Raw genomic sequence first — 17,521 nt, 5'->3', positions numbered from 1 at the left:
AGCGGTTCGCCGCCGCGGTCGGCGGGCGGTGTCGGGATTCGACGATGGGAGACGGGGAATGGCGGTCCGACTCGGCAAGGTCGGTCTCTGGACCGGTGAATGGGCGTGGGACCCGATCAACGGCGAACGCCGCGAGGCTGTCGCCGAGCTGGACGACCTCGGCTACGGCACACTCTGGCTGGGCAACGCCACCGGCGACCTGCGTGTGCTCTCCGAGCTGCTGGGTGCAGGCAAAAAGCTCGTGGTGGCCACCGGCATCGTCAACGTGTGGACGCATGATGCCGCCGGGCTCGCGGCCGCCTACCAGCGTGTCGACCGGGCCCACCCCGGCCGGGTGCTGATCGGCCTCGGCAGTAGCCATGCGCCTCTCGTGGAGCGGACCGGGCAGGCCTACACCAAGCCCTACAGCAAGTTGCGCTCGTTCCTCGACGAGCTCGACCGGGCGGAGTCGCCGCTTCCTCCGCACGCGCAGGTGCTGGCCGCTCTCGGCCCGCGGACCCTGGCGTTGGCGGGGCAGCGCACGGCCGGGGCGCATCCCTACCTGGTCACCCCGGAGCACACCGCGCGGGCGCGGGAGATCCTGGGCGAGGAGCCGCTGCTGGCTCCGGAGCAGAAGGTCGTGGTGGAGTCCGACCCGGCCAGGGCTCGGGAGATCGCACGGGAGGGTGTGGCGGTCTACCTCGGCCTGCCGAACTACGTGAACAACCTGCGCCGTCTCGGCTTCGCCGAGGACGACTTCACCGGCGGCGGCAGTGATCGGCTCATCGACGCGCTGGTGGCCTGGGGGGATGTGGACACGGTGCTGCGCCGGGTGCGGGAGCACCACGAGGCCGGGGCCGATCACGTCGCCCTGCAGGTGCTCACGGGTTCGGACGAACTCCCGCGCGAGCAGTGGCGCGAGCTGGCCCCGGCGGTCCGGGAGGCCTGAGGGACTCTCCGAAGAGTCGCCTTCGGCAAATGCGGACAGCCGATGACTTACCGGTCGAACAGCACCGGACAAGGTGGATTTGATCTGCTGATTCAGACATTCTGAGTCCATGCGTGAACTGTCTGTCTCCGAGGTGAGCCGGAACTTCTCGGCCGTGCTCGATGAGGCCGAACACGGCGAAACGATCGTGGTCACCCGTAGCGGTCGCCGGGTGGCGACCATCGCGCCGGCCCCACGCGGCAACGGCTGCGCCCTGCGCGAGGTGCTGGGTCGCTGGCGGGGCCACGCTGCCTTCGACGAGGCATTCGCCGCCACCATCGCCGCCACCGACGCTGAGGCCCGGCTTCAGCAGAAAGCGAAGGGCGAGAGGTCATCCGGCCGCGGTCGTCGGTGACGGAGCGGTTCAACCGCACTGTCGGACCTCGCCTCTACGCTGCCGCCCATGCCCAGGCAACGCAGCAGCCGCACCAAGACAGCAGCGCAGCAGCGTCGACCGGCGAGTCCGCCGGAGCACCTCGAGCCCGGAGAGGAAGGTCTTGCCGACGATACCGGCCTGGACGGTGTCCGAATCACCGGCGACCTCGTTGCACAACCCGGTGACCGGTCCATCACCGATGCGAGGCTGAGTGCGAGCCGGTGGAGCGCCGGGCGAGTCACGGGGCGGCACTTCCGGCGGCTGCGATGCGTCGATGTCGTCGTCGACAACTGCGACCTGTCCGGCGTCATCACCGAAGACAGCACGTTGAGGAGGGTGGAGTTCCACGAGTGCCGCATGAGCGGCATCGTGCTGGCCGGTGCGCGGATGGAAGATGTCCTGTTCTCCCGGTGCAAGCTCGACATGGCCAATCTGCGCATGCTCGACGGCCTCCGGGTGGAGTTCCTCGACAGCGATCTTCGGGAGGCCGATTTCCATGCGGCCCGGCTCGCTGCCACCGGAATCCACGACAGCGATCTTTCCTCCGCCGACTTCTCCCGTGCCACACCGCGCCACCTGCGACTGCACGGTTCCCACTTGCACGAGCTCAAGGGAGCTTCCGCCCTCGGCGATGTGGTGATCGGTCCCGATCAGCTGATGGACATGTCGATGGCCCTGTTCAACGATTCGGGCATCACCGTCGACGAGCAGCGTTGACCGGCACACCGCAAGGCTGTTCGGAAGACGAAGTCCTGGTGCTTCGCGGTGGTGCGGTTGCACTCGCGAACCTGTCCGAGCTGCAGGACCGGTACGTGCAGGCCGCCAGCCCGCACGCCGCGGCGCTCGAAAAATACCCGGCGAGCGCCGATGTGCGCCGAGCGCTGTCAGCGGGGCGTGTGCTGGTGGAAAGCGAGTTTCCACCCGTCGTGGCGCCGCACGTACATGCTGCTGACCAGGGCGGAGTACTCCGGTGATCCTTCCCGGTGGGCGACGGCGCCGTAGGTGACGAGTCCCGTGTCGTCCGTGGGACGCGAGACGCGGAGACCGTCGAACCGGAACGTCGTCCACGGTTGGCCGCCCATGGATTCCAGGATCGCATCGCGATCGGTCAGGACCATGCCGCCGGGAAACAGCATGACGGGCTCGCGGTCCAGTACGTGCCGGTAGAAGTCCGTGGCTGCCTCGCCGCTGGTCGACAGTGCTCGCCAGCCACGCTCTTCCAGGGCGCTCAGGTCCTCGATGGAATCCATGGTGTTCCTTCTCGGTCGGGCTGTTCGGGTGCGTGGACACCGCCCACCCTCCTCAGTGGAGGACGGAGCACGTCACCGACACGCCGGGCGCGACGAAGCAGCGCATCACCGCCTCTCGGGGAGGGGAGCGGTCGCCGGGGAATCAGCGCGGGGCGAAGCGGACGAAGGGAATCCGAGCTCCCACTGCCCGAAAGTCCGCCTCGCTGCCGTTGACGGCGAAACCCATGAATCGGGCGAGCCTCTTCGCGGTGCCCGGATGGCGAAGGGCGTAGCGGACCATCACCTGCTCACCGTCGGCGGCGGGCAGTGGGGTGGCGGTCACCGGCAGCTCGTGCCGGCCGACCCGGATGGTGACCTCGGGGGTGGTGCGAACGTTCTTGTACCAGTCGGCTCCCGCTCCGAAGCCGGAGGCGACCGTGCAGCTGCCCGTGGCGGGGTCGTGCTCGACGATTTCGAGCACGACCTGGCGTGGCTGCCCGGAGACCCGGCCGATGTGGTTCACCAGCAGGAACCGGCGGCCCAGGAGCCAACCGAGCCGCCACCGGTACAGGTGGACGGGCAGCCGGAACAGCAGACGGCGGAAACCCGTGGGCAGCTCCGGGCGGTTCAGGATCTCCATACTCGCTCCTCTGGTGATCCATGCACTCGGGGCGAACCGCGACCTCAGTGGTCACGAATGCGATGTGTGGCGTGCGGTCCCGTAGCGGGGTGATACGCGCGGGTAAACATATGCGCAGATTGCCTCATGAGGAAGGAGCCGATTCGGTGTGTTTCGGGCTGATCGGATGACTTTTGAACAAACGAACGTGAATCGAGCTCCTGCCGCATTCGGCTGTACTCCGAAGCGCCGTTGTGATCTTGCTTGTCACTCTCGAGGGCGGCCAAGTTGCACGGCGCATTACCACCTGATGCTCGGGCGCAAGTGCGGCCGGCTCAGCCGGCAGACCACTATGTTGAGGTACATGGGCGGAGCGGAGAGAGACGGACCTTCACACACCGAGGGTGATCACCAGCTGCGTGCTGTACTCCGGGTTCTCAATGAGCACGATCCGGAAGGGCTGCTCGATGTCGGTGCACCGGCCGACGAATACACGCCCGAAGCCACCCACTTCGCGCGATTGACGGGGGAGAATCACACAATCACGACCGAGCTGGTGGCCGAGGTCTGGGCGCACTGGTTCGGTAACGAGAGCCGGCTTCTCACGACGGCGCCGGTGCAGGAACTGGAGCAGCTGGCAGCTCGACTGGCAGTGGCATCCGTGTCGGGCGGTTCCCGCACGGACTTCTGACCGCCTGTCTTGGTGCAGGGGCGGATAGCAGCTCGGCCCGCGCGGTCGTTTACATGGTGCCGGTGCCTCGGCCGAGCGAGAGTGCGGGAAGTGCCCTGGCTGTCTTCGGCCTCGGTTCTTGAGTGCCGTATCGGTCAGGGCAGGGTGGTGGCAGTGCGGATCAGCAGGTGTGCTGCGGTGTCGGTGCGTTCGATGTCGCCGGTGATCATCCGGTCCTGACACAGTCCGCGGAGGCCGGATATCAGCAGGGTGGCCTTGGCCTGCGCGTCGAGCTCGGCGACTCCCAGGTTCCGGTAGACCTTCGCGAGGGGGTCGACCATGGCGTGCACCGCTTCGTCGGCGAGGGCGTGGTACTGCTCCGGCTGGGTCGGGGCGAGACTCAGCAGCTGGAACAGGATCCGGATCGGCCGCTGCTGCGCGCCAACGGTGATCGCCTGCCACAGCCGTGTGGCAGCTTCGCGCAGCGCGGCGATGTCCTCGGCGGAACCGAAGAGATCGGCGACGTGGGGTCGACTGACGGCGATCGCTTCGTGGGTCAGGTTTTCGCGGCTGCCGAAGTAGTACAGCAGCATCCGCTTGCTGGTCCCCAGCTCGGTGGCCATCGGGCTGAGCGAGAGGTCCGCGATTCCGTGTGTTTCGAGGTAGACCACGATACGGCGCAGCAGCTCGTCCCGTTTGTTGCTGGATCGAATCACGCATTGACCGTACCGATCGGTACGGATACGTTCCATCGCAACATTTGTACCGATCGGTACATTCTGGATCTGCGTGGAACGGGGTAGCGCAATGCCGGACAGGACAACACGCGTGGCCATCGTCGGTGGCGGAATCGGTGGGCTCACGCTCGCGCTGTCGTTGCGATCGCGGGGCATCGTCGCGGACGTCTACGAGCAGGCATCGGAGTTCCGCGAGGTCGGGGCCGCGGTCGCCCTGTCGGCCAACGGGACGCGGGTGCTGCGGGATCTCGGTGTCGGTGATCGGCTCGATGCCTGCTCGGCCGTGCCGACCGAGCTGATCTACCGGCATTGGCGCGATGCCCGCCGCATCCGGGCCTTCGAGGCGGGCGAGAGCTACGAGAAGCGCTTCGGCGCCCCCTATTACGGGGTGCACCGCGCGGACCTGCAGCAGATCCTGGTCGGCGCGTGCGATCCGGAACGGGTGCATCTCGACCACCGCATCGTGGACCTGACCGAGACGGCCGACGGAGTACGCCTGACCTTCGCCGACGGTCGCGAGGCCACGGCCGATGTCGTCGTCGGCGCCGACGGAGTGCACTCCACGGTGCGCTCGCACATCACCGACACCGACACCTTGAGGTACTCGGGGACCAGCGGTTTCCGGGGGCTGATTCCGGCCGAGCAACTGCCGAACCTGCCCGATCCCGGCGCGATCCAGTTCTGGATGGGTCCCGGTGGGCACCTGTTGCACTACCCGATCGGCAGCGGGGAGATGATCAATTTCCTGGCCGTCCGGCACGAGCCGGAGACCTGGCCGGACTCCGCCTGGATGCGGCCGGCACCGCCGGAGGAGATCGCCGCGGCCTTCGACGGCTGGCACCCGGCGGTGGTGGACATGGTGACGGCGACATCGATTCACCGGCGTTGGGCGCTGTTCACGCAGGACCCGTCGAACCGCTGGCATCGCGGCAGGGTCGTGCTGCTCGGAGATGCGGTGCACGCGATGCTGCCGCACCACGGCCAGGGCGCCAACCAGAGCATCGAGGACGCCGCGGTGCTGGCCGCATGCCTGGCCGAGGCCGAGGATCCGTCAGCAGCCCTGGACCGCTACGAACGGCTGCGGCGGACCCGTACCCGGCAGGTCCAGCGCAGTTCCCGGGTCGCCTCCGACCTGCTGCACCTGCCCGACGGTCCCGAGGCCGAACAGCGGGACCGGAACCTCGCCACCATCGACGAAACCCTCGACTGGATCCACGGCCACGACGCCACCGTCGCCTGACCGGTGGCATCACAAGCCGCTGCGCGGGGACGTCGTGGATCGTCCGGGGAAACCGACACGGGTGGAGTCGGGAAGAGGCAGTGCCGGGCCGAGGTGCCCGCGGTGAACGCGTCGCTGTGCACGTGGCCGCAGCGACGCGTTCACCTTCAGGCGAGCAGCTCCCGGATCATGTCCCCGACCTGGTCGGTCTCGATCAGGAAACCGTCGTGGCCGCACTGCGAGGTGATGACGCGCAACCCGTCGTCACCGGGAATGCCGTCGGCCAGGGTCCGCTGCTCGTGCAGCGGGAACAGCCGGTCGGTGTCCACCCCGCCGACCAGGGTCCGCGCCGTGATCCGGTGCAGCGCCGCGGCGACACCGCCCCGGCCCCGCCCGACGTCGTAGGCCGACATCGCCTCGGTGAGCACGACATAGCTCGCCGCGTCGAACCGCTGGGTGAGCTTGTGCGCATGGTGGTCCAGATAGGACTCGACAGCGTACCGGCCACCGCGCCACGGATGCTCGCCTTCCTGGTGCTGCGCGGCGAACCGTGTTTCGAGCTCGGTGGGGCTCCGGTACGTGATGTGGGCGATCCGCCGAGCCAGCCCCAACCCGGCGTGCGGGCCCCGCCCGTCGGGAAGATTGTGGTAGTCGCCGCCCAGCCAGTCCGGATCGGACCGGATCGCATGCAACTGCGCCGACGACCAGGCGATCTGCTCGGCCGAGGCCGTGGCACCGGAGCACAGGACCAGCGCCGCGGCCACCCGGTCCGGCTGGTCGACCGCCCACTCCAGAGCGCGCATGCCACCGAGCGATCCACCGATTACCGCCGCCCAGCGCCGAACGCCGAGCGCGTCGGCGAGTTCGGTCTCGGCCCGCACCAGGTCGCGCACCATGATCTTCGGGAACCGGCTGCCCCACGGCTTGCCGTCCTCGTGGTCATCGGCCGGGCCGGTACTGCCCTGGCACCCGCCCAGTGCGTTGGGCGCGACGACGAACCAGCGGTCGGTGTCCAGTGCCCGCCCGGGACCGACCAGATCGTCCCACCAGCCGACGTTCGGATGGCCCGGCTCGGCCGGGCCGGCCACGTGGGCGTCCCCCGTCAGCGCGTGCAGGACGAGAACGGCATTGGAGGCGTCCGCGTTGAGCTCTCCCCAGGTCTCGTAAGACAGCTGGGCGCCGGGAAGTTCACCGCCGGCTTCCAACGGCAAGGGGCTCGACAGCGGGATCCACTGGCGTCGCCCGGGGGGATCCCCTTCCCGCCACGCACCGGTGGCGGGAAGGGAGTACAGCACCGAGCTCATCCGTCAGCTTTCCAGCTCGGCCTTCGCGGCCCGGAAACCCGACTCGAGGTCGGCCTTGAGGTCCTCGATGGCCTCGATGCCCACCGACAGCCGGACCAGGCCGGGGCTGACACCGGCTGCTCGCTGCTCGTCCTCGGTGAGCTGGCCGTGGGTGGTGCTGGCCGGGTGCGCGATCAGGCTGCGGACGTCACCGATGTTGACCAGGTGGCTGAACAGCGACACGCCCTCGACGAACTTGCGGCCCGCTTCGGCGCCGCCGCGCAGTTCGAAGGAGACGATGGCGCCGACGCCCTTGGGCAGGTACTTCCGGCCCGCCTCGTACCACTGGCTGGAGGGCAGACCGGCGTAGTGAACCTTCTCCACCTCGTCACGCTCGCTCAGCCACTCGGCGAGTTCCTGCGCGTTGCGGGTGTGCCGCTCCATGCGCAACGACAGCGTCTCCAGGCCCTGCATGAGCAGGAAGGCGTTGAACGGCGAGAGCGCCGGACCCATGTCGCGCAGGCCCTGCACCCGCAGCTTGACGGCGAAGGCTCCCGGCCCCAGCGCCGGCCAGTACTGCAGACCGTTGTAGCTCGGGTCCGGCTCGACGAGACCGGGGAACGTCTCGCCGTGCGCACCGAAGTCGAAGGTTCCGCCGTCGACGACGACACCGCCGATGGAGTTGCCGTGCCCGCCGAGGTACTTGGTCGCCGAGTGCAGCACGATGTCCGCGCCGTGCTCGATGGGCTTGATCAGATACGGGCTGGTGACCGTGTTGTCCACGGCCAGCGGGACACCGGCCTCGTGCGCGAGATCGGCGACGGTCCGCACGTCGAGCACATTGCTGCGCGGGTTGCCCAGCACCTCTCCGAAGAACAGCTTCGTGTTGGGGCGCACCGCCGCGCGCCACTCCTCCGGATCGTCGGTGTTCTCCACGAAGGTGACGTCGATACCGATCTTGGGCAGGCTGTGGCGCAGCAGGTTGTAGGTCCCGCCGTAGAGCGAGGAGCTGGCGACGATGTGGTCCCCGGCACCCGCGAGAGTCAGGACGGTCATCGTCGTGGCGGCCTGGCCGGAAGCGACCGCGACCGCGGCGACGCCACCCTCCAGTGCGGCGACACGCTGCTCGAACGCCTCGCTGGTGGGGTTGGTGATCCGGGTGTAGATGTTGCCCAGCTCGGAGAGGTTGAACAGGTTCGCCGCGTGCTCGGTGTCGCGGAACACGTACGAGGTGGTCTGGTAGATCGGTACCGCGCGTGCTCCGGTTTCGGGGTCGGGCTGGGTTCCGGCGTGGATCTGCAGGGTGTCGAAGGACCAACCGGCCTGCTGGTCGTCGGATGCGTCAGAGCTCATGAATTCTCCAGGGTAAAGGGCGCGGCATCGGCGATGACATGCCGCGCGGGCTTACGAGGACACGAAAGCGCAGGCGCGCGAGGAAGGACCCGTGCGTCCGGGTCGGCGCGCGGTGTCGCGGGCTCCGTGAGGGCTAACAGGCTGAACTGGTCACGCGTCGATAGTCGACGTGCCTGCGGATGACCAATCTGACCATATTGTGAGCATAGCGGCCGAATGATGAGAATCAAAGGTTGCCGTCGGACGTGCGGTACCGAGCTCGGTGTCACCGATGATCGGCGATCGACCGGGCGAACGGATCGGATGAGCAGGTCATTGCGGTGACGGGAACGTCCGGGTGCTTGCGTTCATTCCGCGCGCTCGTGCAGCAGCAGCCGGGTGTAGGCGGCCAGTGATTGAGCGTCGGTGATCTCACCCTCGACGATCATGCGCTCGAACTCGGCGCGCGAGAACCAGGCCGAGCGCATGTCCTGCTCTTCGTGCTCGCGCGCGTGGTCCCCGGCGGTCAGGCCGGTGGCCAGGAACGCGCGGCCACGCTGGCTGGACAGCCCCGGTGCCACGTCGATCACACCGAGATCGGTCAGTTCGGCGGCGTGCAGCCCGGTTTCCTCCCGCAGCTCGCGGGCCGCCAGCTCGGCCGGGTCGGACTCGGCGAGCCCGGGCGCCGTGCCCTGGGGGAACTCCCAGCGTCGCAGCCCCAGTGGGTACCGGTACTGCTCGACCAGGTGCAGTCGTTCGCCATCGGACGGGATCACCAGTGCGTAGTCCGGCTTGTCCACCACGCCGTAGATTCCCGCGGAGCCGTCCACGCGGCGGACGGCGTCCTCCCGCACGGTCATCCAGGGATTCGCGTACACCTCGCGGCTGGTTTCTCGTCTCATGGGGTGGACACTCTCCTCCGTCTGCCGCACATCCGCGCTTTCCCGCTCAGCCTCGCACCTGCTCGGCATCCTGCCGAGCGAGCTTCGACCGGCGCATCCCGTAGAGGAAGTACACCGCCAGACCGGCCGCCGACCAGAGCGCGAAAGCCAACCAGGTGACGGCGTCGAGGCCGGTGATGAGGTAGCCGCACAGCGCCACTCCCAGCAGTGGCGTCCAGGGCATCAGCGGTGTGCGGAAGCTGCGGTTCAGATCGGGACGGTTGCGGCGCAGGATGAGCACTCCGATGTTGACCAGGCCGAATGCGACCAGCGTGCCGATGCTCGTCGCTTCCGCGAGCCGGCTCAGCGGCACCACGGAGGCGAGCACGGCCACGAGGACACCGACGAGCGCCGTGTTGCGCGCGGGCACGGCCCGACGATTCACCCGGGAGAACATCTGCGGCATGAGCCCGTCGCGCGACATCGACACCAGGATCCGCGTCTGCCCGTAGAGCACGGTGAGCACGACCGAGGCGATGGCCAGCACCGCGCCGAAGGCGAGTACGACCGAGGGCCAGCCCTGCCGGGTGACCGTCTGCAGCACCATCGCCAGCGAGGCGTCCGAACCGCCCAATGCCCCGGCGCCGACCGCGCCGACGGCGGCCAGCGCCACGAGTACGTAGAGAGCGGTGACGATGCTCAGCGACAGCATGATCGCCCGGGGCAGGTCGCGTTTGGGGTCGCGAGCCTCCTCGCCCGCCGTGGAGGCGGCGTCGAACCCGATGAACGAGAAGAACACCGCCGAGGCCCCTGCGGAGATGCCCGCGAAACCCATGGGGGCGAACGGGCTCATGTTGACCGAGCGGAACCCGGTGACCGCCACGGCCACGAAGAACACCAGGATGCCGATCTTGAGCAGGGTCACGACCGTCGTTGCCCGCGCGCTTTCCCGCACTCCCAACAGCAGCACACCGGTGGCCAGCAGCACGACGACCGCGGCCGGGATATTGACCAGCCCGCCCTCGCCCGGCGGTGCCGACAGCGCCTCCGGGATGGTCATGCCGATGGTGCCCTGCAGGAACTCGTTGAGGTAGCCGCCCCAGCCGACCGCGACCGCCGCGACCGACACGCCGTACTCCAGCAGCAGACACCACCCGCAGACCCAGGCGACGAGCTCACCCATCGTGGCGTAGGTGTAGGAGTAGGCCGATCCCGACATGGGCACGCTGCCCGCGAGTTCGGCGTAGGACAGCGCCGAGCACAGCGCCGCCAGCCCGGCCAGCACGAAGGAGACGACCACGGCCGGACCCGCCGAAGGGGCGGCGTCGGCCAGGACCACGAAGATGCCGGTACCCAGTGTCGCGCCGACCGACAGCGCCACCAGAGGGACCAGCCCCAGAGTCCGGCGCAGTGGAGTGTGCGAGCTCTCTTCGGTGAGCTGCTCAGCGGGTTTGACGCGGAGCAGAGTGCGGGCCGACGACACGCCGTGGCACCGTACTACTCCATTCGGACGAGTTCCGAAAAGGCCACCCGGTCATGCGGTCGCAGTCACCCCGGCCGGCCACGTCGACCGGGACGCTTCCGCATCAGGGGAGCTCCACCGACGTGCCGGGCACCCGTACCCTGTGCCGGGTGCGTCTCGTCATCGCTCGCTGCAAGGTCGACTACATCGGCCGCCTCATCGCGCACCTGCCCCTCGCGCAGCGCCTGTTGCTGGTCAAGGCCGACGGGTCGGTGTCGGTGCACTCCGACGACCGGGCCTACAAGCCGCTGAACTGGATGAGCCCGCCCTGCTGGCTGATCGAGGACCACGGGGTGTGGACGGTGCAGAACAAGGCCGGGGAGAAGCTGGTCATCAGCATCGACGAGATCCTGCACGACTCGAAGCACGAACTGGGGGCCGAGCCGGGGCTGGTCAAGGACGGTGTCGAGGCGCATCTGCAGGAGCTGCTCGCCGAGCACGTGACCACCCTCGGCGAGGGCTGGTCGCTCGTGCGCCGGGAATACCCGACACCGATCGGCCCGGTCGATCTCATGTGCCGCGATTCCGAGGGCACGAGTGTGGCGGTGGAGATCAAGCGCCGTGGCGAGATCGACGGTGTCGAACAGCTGACCCGCTACCTCGAACTGCTCAACCGGGATCCCCTGCTGGCTCCGGTCACCGGTGTCTTCGCCGCACAACAGATCAAGCAGCAGGCCCGAACACTAGCCGAGGACCGGGGCATCCGCTGCGTGACCCTGGACTACGAAGCCCTCCGCGGTACCGAATCCGACGAACTTCGCCTGTTCTGACGTGCGGACGGGAGCGACGTGCGCGCGGTTTCGCCGAACGGAACCGGGTGTCGAGAGGCCTCCGCTGTTCCTTCGCCGGTGATTCCGCGCCTTCACCGAGAGACCCACACCACTGGGGATATCGGGTGGGCACCTCTCTGACGTCGATGCATGCTCGCTGTATGCGGACGAGTATGCGGATTGATTCGAGTAACCGGGACGCACTGGCGCGGATTGCCGAGCGCGACTTCGGCGGGGCGAGTCTGGACGAGACCGTGGCTCGGCTCGCCTTCGAGCACGAGTCCCTCGCTGCCCTCGCTCGTTTGTCCGATGACGAACTCCGCGATTACCAGGAGGAGCAGCGCGCCTTGGCCGACACCGACGTCGACATCGCCGAATGACCGGTCAAATCCGTCCTGGCAGGTCTGGTGGGTGGACTTCAACCCGCAGGTCGGGCACGAGCAGGCCGTGCTCCGCCCCGCCGTCGTCCTCTCCACCGCATTCGAGTGAGCCCTTCCGAACGGGCTCACCATTGTCGTGCCTGCACCACCACTGACCGGGGACTGCCGTACCAGCCCCGACTCGCCAGCCTGAACCAACCCACGTTCGCCCCGTGATCAATTCGCTGCTGGACCGCTACTGCCTGCCTGCGGTGTCGTAGCCGTTCGAGGGGTCGTCCGCGCTGCTCTCGCGTCTTTTTTCGTGCGACTGTGTTGAGTCGTGGCCGGCTCCGGCATCACGCGCAGGGGGCCGGGTTCGTCTTCCGGGGCGATCGCCCGCAGCGGCGTGTCCTGTCCCGGTGTTCCGGCTCCGGGACGAGACGTTCCGGATCGATTGAGCCTCCAAAACCAACAAAACGGTATAGGACTGCCACGGCGGGCCTGCTGTGCGGTACTGTTCGGCTGCTTTGCACCCGAGTGGTGATTACCGTTTGAACTTGTTGACTTTGGAGGTGAAGTAGCGTGGCTGTGCTGGCCCAGGACGAGCTACGGCTCGATGCCGCTGCCGTCGACTACGTGCTACTCGCGCTCTACTTCGCGTTCGTGCTCGGCATCGGCTACCTCGCGCGCCGCTCGGTGTCGACCAGCCTGGACTTCTTCCTGTCCGGTCGTTCGCTGCCCGCGTGGGTGACCGGTCTGGCCTTCATCGCCGCCAATCTCGGCGCCATCGAGATCATCGGCATGTCCGCCAACGGCGCGCAGTACGGCATGCCGACCATGCACTACTTCTGGGTCGGTGCCATCCCCGCGATGCTGTTCCTCGGCATCGTGATGATGCCGTTCTACTACGGCTCCAAGGTCCGCAGCGTTCCCGAGTTCATGCTGCGCCGCTTCGGCAAGGCGGCCCACCTGGTCAACGGCATCAGCTTCGCGCTGGCCCAGCTGCTGATCGCGGGCGTGAACCTGTTCCTGCTGGCCAGCATCGTCAACGTGCTGCTCGGCTGGCCGCTGTGGGCCTCGGTGATCATCGCCGCCCTCATCGTGCTCACCTACACCGGCCTCGGTGGTCTGTCCGCGGCCATCTACAACGAGGTCCTGCAGTTCTTCGTCATCGTGGCCGCCCTGCTGCCGCTGACCATCGTCGGCCTGATCACGGTCGGGGGCTGGGACGGCCTGGTGGACAAGGTCACCGCCCAGGCAGGGGCCCAGCAACTCTCGGCCTGGCCGGGCAGCGAACTGACCGGCTTCACCAGCAACATCCTCAGCGTGTTCGGCATCGTCTTCGGGCTGGGCTTCGTGCTGGCCTTCGGCTACTGGACGACCAACTTCGTCGAGGTCCAGCGCGCGATGGCCTCCAAGAGCATGTCGGCCGCGCAGCGCACTCCCATCATCGGCGCGTTCCCGAAGCTGCTGATCCCGTTCATCGTCGTCATCCCCGGCATGATCGCGGCGGTCTCCGTGCAGGAGATGGTGGCGTTCAAGCAGACGGGGCAGGGCAACGTCGACTACAACGACGCGATCCTGCTGTTGATGCGCGACCTGCTGCCCAACGGCATCCTCGGCATCGCCCTGGCGGGCCTGCTCGCCTCGTTCATGGCCGGGATGGCCGCGAACCTGAGCTCGTTCAACACGGTGTTCACCTACGACATCTGGCAGGCCTACATCGTCAAGGACAGGCCGGACGAGTACTACCTGAACATGGGGCGCTGGGTGACCGTGGGTGCCACGGCCGCCGCCATCGGCACGGCGTTCATCGCCTCCGGTTACTCCAACCTGATGAACTACCTGCAGACCCTGTTCTCGCTGTTCAATGCCCCACTGTTCGCCACGTTCATCCTCGGTATGTTCTGGAAGCGGATGACGCCGACCGCCGGATGGCTCGGCTTGGTGCTGGGTACCCTCGCCTCGCTCACGGTCTTCCTGCTGGCCGAGACCGGCGTGTTGGACCTGCCGGGCCAGGGCGCGAGTTTCGTCGGTGCCGGTGCGGCGTTCGTCGTCGACATCGCCGTCAGCGTCGTCGTCAGCCTGGTGACCCGTCCGAAGCCCGCCGGGGAACTGGTCGGACTGGTGTACTCGCTGACCCCGAAGGAGAGGCTGAAGGCATCGACCACGGGAGAGGATGCCGGGTGGTATCGCCGCCCGGGCGTGCTCGCCGGGATCGCACTCGCTCTGACCATCGCGCTCAACATCGTGTTCGGCTGACAGCCCGGCCGAGAAGGGAGGCAAACCCATGAACATCCCGGAGAGCGGTTCGGAAAGGCTCGGCCCTTCGAAAGGGCGCAGGCAGGTCGCGCGGGCCTTCGACGTGCGCATGGTCATCGCAGCGCTGTTCGGTATCTACGGTGTGATCGTCACGATCATGGGCCTGGTCGCAACCAGTCCGGAGGAGATCGAGCAGGCCGCAGGAGTCAACATCAACCTGTGGAGCGGCATCGGCATGCTCGTCTTCGCCGCGCTGTTCGGCCTGTGGGTGCGTCTGCGGCCGCTCGTCGTCCCCGACGAGTCGCAGGGCGAGTCCTCATCCCGATGAAGCGCCGGAGCGGGTCACCCTGCTCGGGCTGATCCCCCCAGCGAAAACAGTCCAAAGACCGAGAGCCGGGCACGGTCCGAGTCCGCACCTGCGGACCGGGCCGTGCGAAGGGCTGCCTTTTCGCCGTCCTATTCCGTAGGCTGACAGTTCCGGAAATCGTCGGCAGGACCGCTGGGAGGACAGTGATGACCCAGACCGCCCATGACCACATCGAGGCGCCGTCCGAGTCGGGCGTGGATCCGGGGGAGCAGCCGGAACAAGCGACCTTCGAATCGCTCGACCCCCGCACCGGCGAGGTGGTCGGGAACCATCCGATCCACGACGCGGCTCACGTCACCGAGGCGGTCCGCAGCGCTCGCGGGGCACAGCGCTGGTGGGAAGGATTGGGGTTCTCGGGCCGCAAGCAGCGACTGGACGCGTGGCGCAAGCTGCTGACGCGCAGGATCGACGAGGCGGCCGGTGTGATCTGCTCCGAGACCGGCAAGCCCCTCGACGACGCCAGGCTGGAACTGGTGCTGGTCATCGACCACCTGCACTGGGCCGCGAACAAGGCGGACGGCGTCCTGCGCAAGCGCAAGGTATCGCCCGGGGTGCTGATGGCCAACCAGGCGGCGACCGTGGAGTATCTGCCGTTCGGCGTGGTCGGCGTCATCGGCCCCTGGAACTACCCGGCGTTCACCCCGATGGGCTCGATCGCCTACGCCCTGGCGGCGGGTAACACGGTCGTGTTCAAACCCAGCGAACTCACCCCGGCGGTCGGGGAATGGCTGGCGAAGACCTTCGCCGAGGTCGTGCCGGAGCAGCCGGTGTTCGAGGTGGTCACCGGCTTCGGCGAGACCGGTGCGGCGCTGTGCCGGTCGGGCGTGGACAAACTCGCCTTCACCGGCTCCACCGAAACCGGCAAGCGGGTCATGGCCACCTGCGCGGAAACCCTGACCCCGGTGCTCGTGGAGTGCGGCGGCAAGGACGCACTGATCGTCGACGCCGACGCCGATCTGCGTGCCGCGGCCGAGGCCGCCGTGTGGGGCGCGATGTCCAACGCCGGGCAGACCTGCATCGGTGTGGAGCGGGTCTATGTCGTGGAAGCCGTGGCCGACCGATTCCTGGAACTGGTCGCCGAGCGTGCCGCGGAGCTGCGCCCCGGTGGTGAGCCCGGTGCTGACCTCGGACCGATCACCATGCCGTCCCAGGTGGACGTGATCCGCCACCATGTCGACGATGCGGTGCGGCTCGGTGGGCGTGCGGTCGTCGGCGGCAGCCACTCGGTGCGGTCGCCTTTCGTGGAGCCCGTGGTGCTCACCGACGTTCCCGCCGATGCCGAGGCCGCCGCGGAGGAAACCTTCGGGCCGACCATCGTGGTCGACCGGGTGGCCGACGTGGACGAGGGTGTCGAACGCGCCAACAGCAGCCGCTACGGGTTGGGAGCCACGGTGTTCTCCCGCTCGCGCGGTGCCGAACTGGCACGGCGGTTGCGAACGGGGATGGTCGCGGTCAACTCCGTGATCTCGTTCGCCGCCGTTCCCGCGCTGCCCTTCGGCGGTGTCGGCGACTCCGGCTTCGGACGCATCCACGGTGCCGACGGTCTGCGCGAGTTCGCCCGCCCCCAGTCGGTCACCCGCACCAAGTTCCGGATCCCGCTCAATCCGATGACGTTCAGCCGCTCGTCGCGCACGGTGCGGCAGCTGGTGCGGCTGGTGCAGCTGGTGCGCGGGCGCTGACACGGCGCTTCTCCGTTCGGGAATCGATCATGGGAGCCGACGGCACCCGCGGACATCCCGAGCCGGTGGTGCTTGCGGTTTCGCGCGGGACCGCAAGCACCACCGAGTCGGGTCCTGCCGGTTGCGCGAGGCCACCTTCCGGGCCTACGACGGTGTGCGTGTCACATCTGCACGCCACGCGCGATGCCGTCATGCTTTTCCCATCGAGCATCGAGGAGGCCGGCAGTGAAGAAGATCATCAATGATCCCGCGAATGTGGTCGGTGATGCGCTCCGGGGCATGGCGCTGGCACATCCCGACCTGCTCCACGTCCGGACGGATCCGGCGATCGTCGTTCGTGCCGATGCGCCGGTGCCGGACACCGTGGCGGTGATCTCCGGTGGCGGATCCGGGCACGAGCCACTGCACGCCGGCTTCGTCGGTCCGGGCATGCTCTCCGCCGCGGTCCCCGGGCCGGTGTTCACCTCGCCGACACCGGATGCGGTGCAGGCGGCCATCGCGCAGGCCGAAGGCGGTGCGGGAACGCTGCTGGTGGTGAAGAACTACACCGGTGACGTGCTCAACTTCGAAACCGCAGCGGAACTGGCGACAGCCGAGGGCACGGACGTGCGCACGGTTGTCGTGCAGGACGATGTGGCGGTGCGGGACTCCACGCACACGGCCGGTCGGCGCGGGGTCGGCGGTACGGTGCTGCTGGAGAAGATCGTGGGCGCGGCCGCCCGGCAGGGCACGGACCTGAACGGGTGCCACGAGCTGGCCGAGCGGGTGAGCGCGCGGACGCGTTCGATGGGGATGGCACTCACCGCCCCGACGGTCCCGCATGTGGGTGAACCGAGCTTCGCCCTCGGCGAGGACGAGATGGAGATCGGTATCGGCATCCACGGTGAACCCGGCCGGGAGCGGGTGCCGATGGACAGTGCCGACGGCATCGTTCGCAGACTGCTCGATCCGATACTGGAGGACCTGCCGTTCACCGAAGGCGACGAGGTCCTGCTGTTCACGAACTCGATGGGCGGCACGCCGCTGATGGAGCTCTACGTGGCGCACGGTGTTGCCGAGCGCCTGCTGGACGAGCGTGGTATTCGGGTGCGCAGGCGGCTGGTCGGCCCGTACACGACCAGCCTCGAAATGCAGGGACTGAGCCTGACGCTGCTCGAACTCGACGCCGAACTCACCGCCTACTGGGATGCACCCGTGCAGACACCGGCGTTGCAATGGTGACCATCACAGCAGGTCAGCGGTGGCAGTT

At 68.1% G+C, this 17,521-nt stretch carries 19 protein-coding genes; 12 read left to right on the top strand and 7 right to left on the bottom strand.

The annotated features are described in order from the left end of the window. Positions 1 to 58: 58 nt before the first annotated feature. The 3 genes from DFQ14_RS07345 to DFQ14_RS07335 all read left to right on the top strand — a co-directional run bounded on the left by DFQ14_RS07345 (position 59) and on the right by DFQ14_RS07335 (position 2,060). On the top strand, positions 59 to 928 hold the full coding sequence (locus DFQ14_RS07345; protein ID WP_114452346.1) for an LLM class F420-dependent oxidoreductase: 870 nt from the start codon (positions 59 to 61) through the stop codon (positions 926 to 928). Between the two features lie 109 nt (positions 929 to 1,037). Then, a complete protein-coding gene (locus tag DFQ14_RS07340; protein WP_114452345.1) occupies positions 1,038 to 1,322 on the top strand; it encodes a type II toxin-antitoxin system Phd/YefM family antitoxin in 285 nt (94 codons plus the stop codon). A 48-nt stretch (positions 1,323 to 1,370) separates the two neighbouring features. Next, positions 1,371 to 2,060 (top strand): pentapeptide repeat-containing protein, encoded by a 690-nt coding sequence (locus tag DFQ14_RS07335; protein WP_114452344.1) that lies wholly within the window; start codon positions 1,371 to 1,373, stop codon positions 2,058 to 2,060. A gap of 167 nt (positions 2,061 to 2,227) precedes the next feature. Here DFQ14_RS07335 and DFQ14_RS07330 read toward each other — a convergent pair whose 3' ends face one another. After that, positions 2,228 to 2,593 (bottom strand): nuclear transport factor 2 family protein, encoded by a 366-nt coding sequence (locus DFQ14_RS07330; RefSeq protein WP_114452343.1) that lies wholly within the window; start codon positions 2,591 to 2,593, stop codon positions 2,228 to 2,230. 142 nt (positions 2,594 to 2,735) lie between these two features. Continuing rightward, positions 2,736 to 3,212, bottom strand: a complete 477-nt coding sequence (locus DFQ14_RS07325; protein ID WP_114452342.1) for a nitroreductase family deazaflavin-dependent oxidoreductase — start codon at positions 3,210 to 3,212, stop codon at positions 2,736 to 2,738. A 343-nt stretch (positions 3,213 to 3,555) separates the two neighbouring features. On the opposite strand from DFQ14_RS07325, the gene DFQ14_RS07320 reads away from it, so the two are divergent. Further along, positions 3,556 to 3,882, top strand: a complete 327-nt coding sequence (locus DFQ14_RS07320; RefSeq protein WP_114452341.1) for a hypothetical protein — start codon at positions 3,556 to 3,558, stop codon at positions 3,880 to 3,882. 134 nt (positions 3,883 to 4,016) lie between these two features. Here the strand turns inward: DFQ14_RS07320 and DFQ14_RS07315 are convergent, their stop codons facing one another. Further along, positions 4,017 to 4,577 carry a TetR/AcrR family transcriptional regulator gene (locus DFQ14_RS07315; RefSeq protein ID WP_114452483.1) on the bottom strand — a complete coding sequence of 187 codons (561 nt, stop codon included), beginning with the start codon at positions 4,575 to 4,577 and terminating at the stop codon, positions 4,017 to 4,019. Positions 4,578 to 4,689: 112 nt separating this feature from the next. Here DFQ14_RS07315 and DFQ14_RS07310 point away from each other — a divergent pair, with 112 nt between their 5' ends. Next, positions 4,690 to 5,838: an FAD-dependent monooxygenase gene (locus tag DFQ14_RS07310; protein WP_246195679.1), complete on the top strand. Its 1,149-nt coding sequence runs from the start codon at positions 4,690 to 4,692 to the stop codon at positions 5,836 to 5,838. A gap of 146 nt (positions 5,839 to 5,984) precedes the next feature. Here DFQ14_RS07310 and metX read toward each other — a convergent pair whose 3' ends face one another. The 4 genes from metX to DFQ14_RS07290 form a co-directional block, all read right to left on the bottom strand. Beyond that, on the bottom strand, positions 5,985 to 7,121 hold the full coding sequence (gene metX, locus DFQ14_RS07305; protein ID WP_114452339.1) for a homoserine O-acetyltransferase MetX: 1,137 nt from the start codon (positions 7,119 to 7,121) through the stop codon (positions 5,985 to 5,987). A gap of 3 nt (positions 7,122 to 7,124) precedes the next feature. Next, positions 7,125 to 8,453 (bottom strand): bifunctional o-acetylhomoserine/o-acetylserine sulfhydrylase, encoded by a 1,329-nt coding sequence (locus tag DFQ14_RS07300; protein ID WP_114452338.1) that lies wholly within the window; start codon positions 8,451 to 8,453, stop codon positions 7,125 to 7,127. A gap of 347 nt (positions 8,454 to 8,800) precedes the next feature. Next, positions 8,801 to 9,334, bottom strand: coding sequence for an NUDIX domain-containing protein (locus DFQ14_RS07295; protein WP_114452337.1), 534 nt, complete (start codon positions 9,332 to 9,334; stop codon positions 8,801 to 8,803). Positions 9,335 to 9,380: 46 nt separating this feature from the next. Next, positions 9,381 to 10,796, bottom strand: a complete 1,416-nt coding sequence (locus DFQ14_RS07290) for an amino acid permease (RefSeq protein WP_114452336.1) — start codon at positions 10,794 to 10,796, stop codon at positions 9,381 to 9,383. A 149-nt stretch (positions 10,797 to 10,945) separates the two neighbouring features. Between DFQ14_RS07290 and nucS the strand changes: the two genes are divergently transcribed. The 7 genes from nucS (at position 10,946) to dhaK (ending at position 17,493) form a co-directional block, all read left to right on the top strand. Next, the gene (gene nucS, locus DFQ14_RS07285; protein WP_114452482.1) at positions 10,946 to 11,605 is read left to right on the top strand and encodes an endonuclease NucS; all 660 of its coding nucleotides are present in this window, start codon (positions 10,946 to 10,948) and stop codon (positions 11,603 to 11,605) included. Positions 11,606 to 11,778: 173 nt separating this feature from the next. Beyond that, positions 11,779 to 11,985 (top strand): hypothetical protein, encoded by a 207-nt coding sequence (locus tag DFQ14_RS07280; protein ID WP_246195680.1) that lies wholly within the window; start codon positions 11,779 to 11,781, stop codon positions 11,983 to 11,985. Beyond that, positions 11,915 to 12,094: a type II toxin-antitoxin system PemK/MazF family toxin gene (locus DFQ14_RS22625; RefSeq protein ID WP_114452335.1), complete on the top strand. Its 180-nt coding sequence runs from the start codon at positions 11,915 to 11,917 to the stop codon at positions 12,092 to 12,094. Before DFQ14_RS07280 ends, DFQ14_RS22625 begins: the two co-directional genes overlap by 71 nt. A 452-nt stretch (positions 12,095 to 12,546) precedes the next feature. After that, positions 12,547 to 14,226 (top strand): sodium:solute symporter family protein, encoded by a 1,680-nt coding sequence (locus DFQ14_RS07270; protein ID WP_114452334.1) that lies wholly within the window; start codon positions 12,547 to 12,549, stop codon positions 14,224 to 14,226. Positions 14,227 to 14,254: 28 nt separating this feature from the next. Next, positions 14,255 to 14,554, top strand: a complete 300-nt coding sequence (locus DFQ14_RS07265; protein WP_179951515.1) for a hypothetical protein — start codon at positions 14,255 to 14,257, stop codon at positions 14,552 to 14,554. A 185-nt stretch (positions 14,555 to 14,739) separates the two neighbouring features. Continuing rightward, entirely contained in the window at positions 14,740 to 16,272 is a 1,533-nt protein-coding gene (locus DFQ14_RS07260) for an aldehyde dehydrogenase family protein (RefSeq protein ID WP_114452333.1), read from the top strand. 225 nt (positions 16,273 to 16,497) lie between these two features. Beyond that, a complete protein-coding gene (gene dhaK, locus DFQ14_RS07255) occupies positions 16,498 to 17,493 on the top strand; it encodes a dihydroxyacetone kinase subunit DhaK (RefSeq protein ID WP_114452332.1) in 996 nt (331 codons plus the stop codon). Positions 17,494 to 17,521: the final 28 nt, after the last annotated feature.

This window comes from Halopolyspora algeriensis (assembly GCF_003337235.1).
Classification (GTDB): Bacteria; Actinomycetota; Actinomycetes; order Mycobacteriales; family Pseudonocardiaceae; genus Haloactinomyces; species Haloactinomyces algeriensis.
The sequence above is the reverse complement of the archived record's forward strand: the minus strand, read 5'-3'. Positions and strand labels throughout refer to the sequence as shown.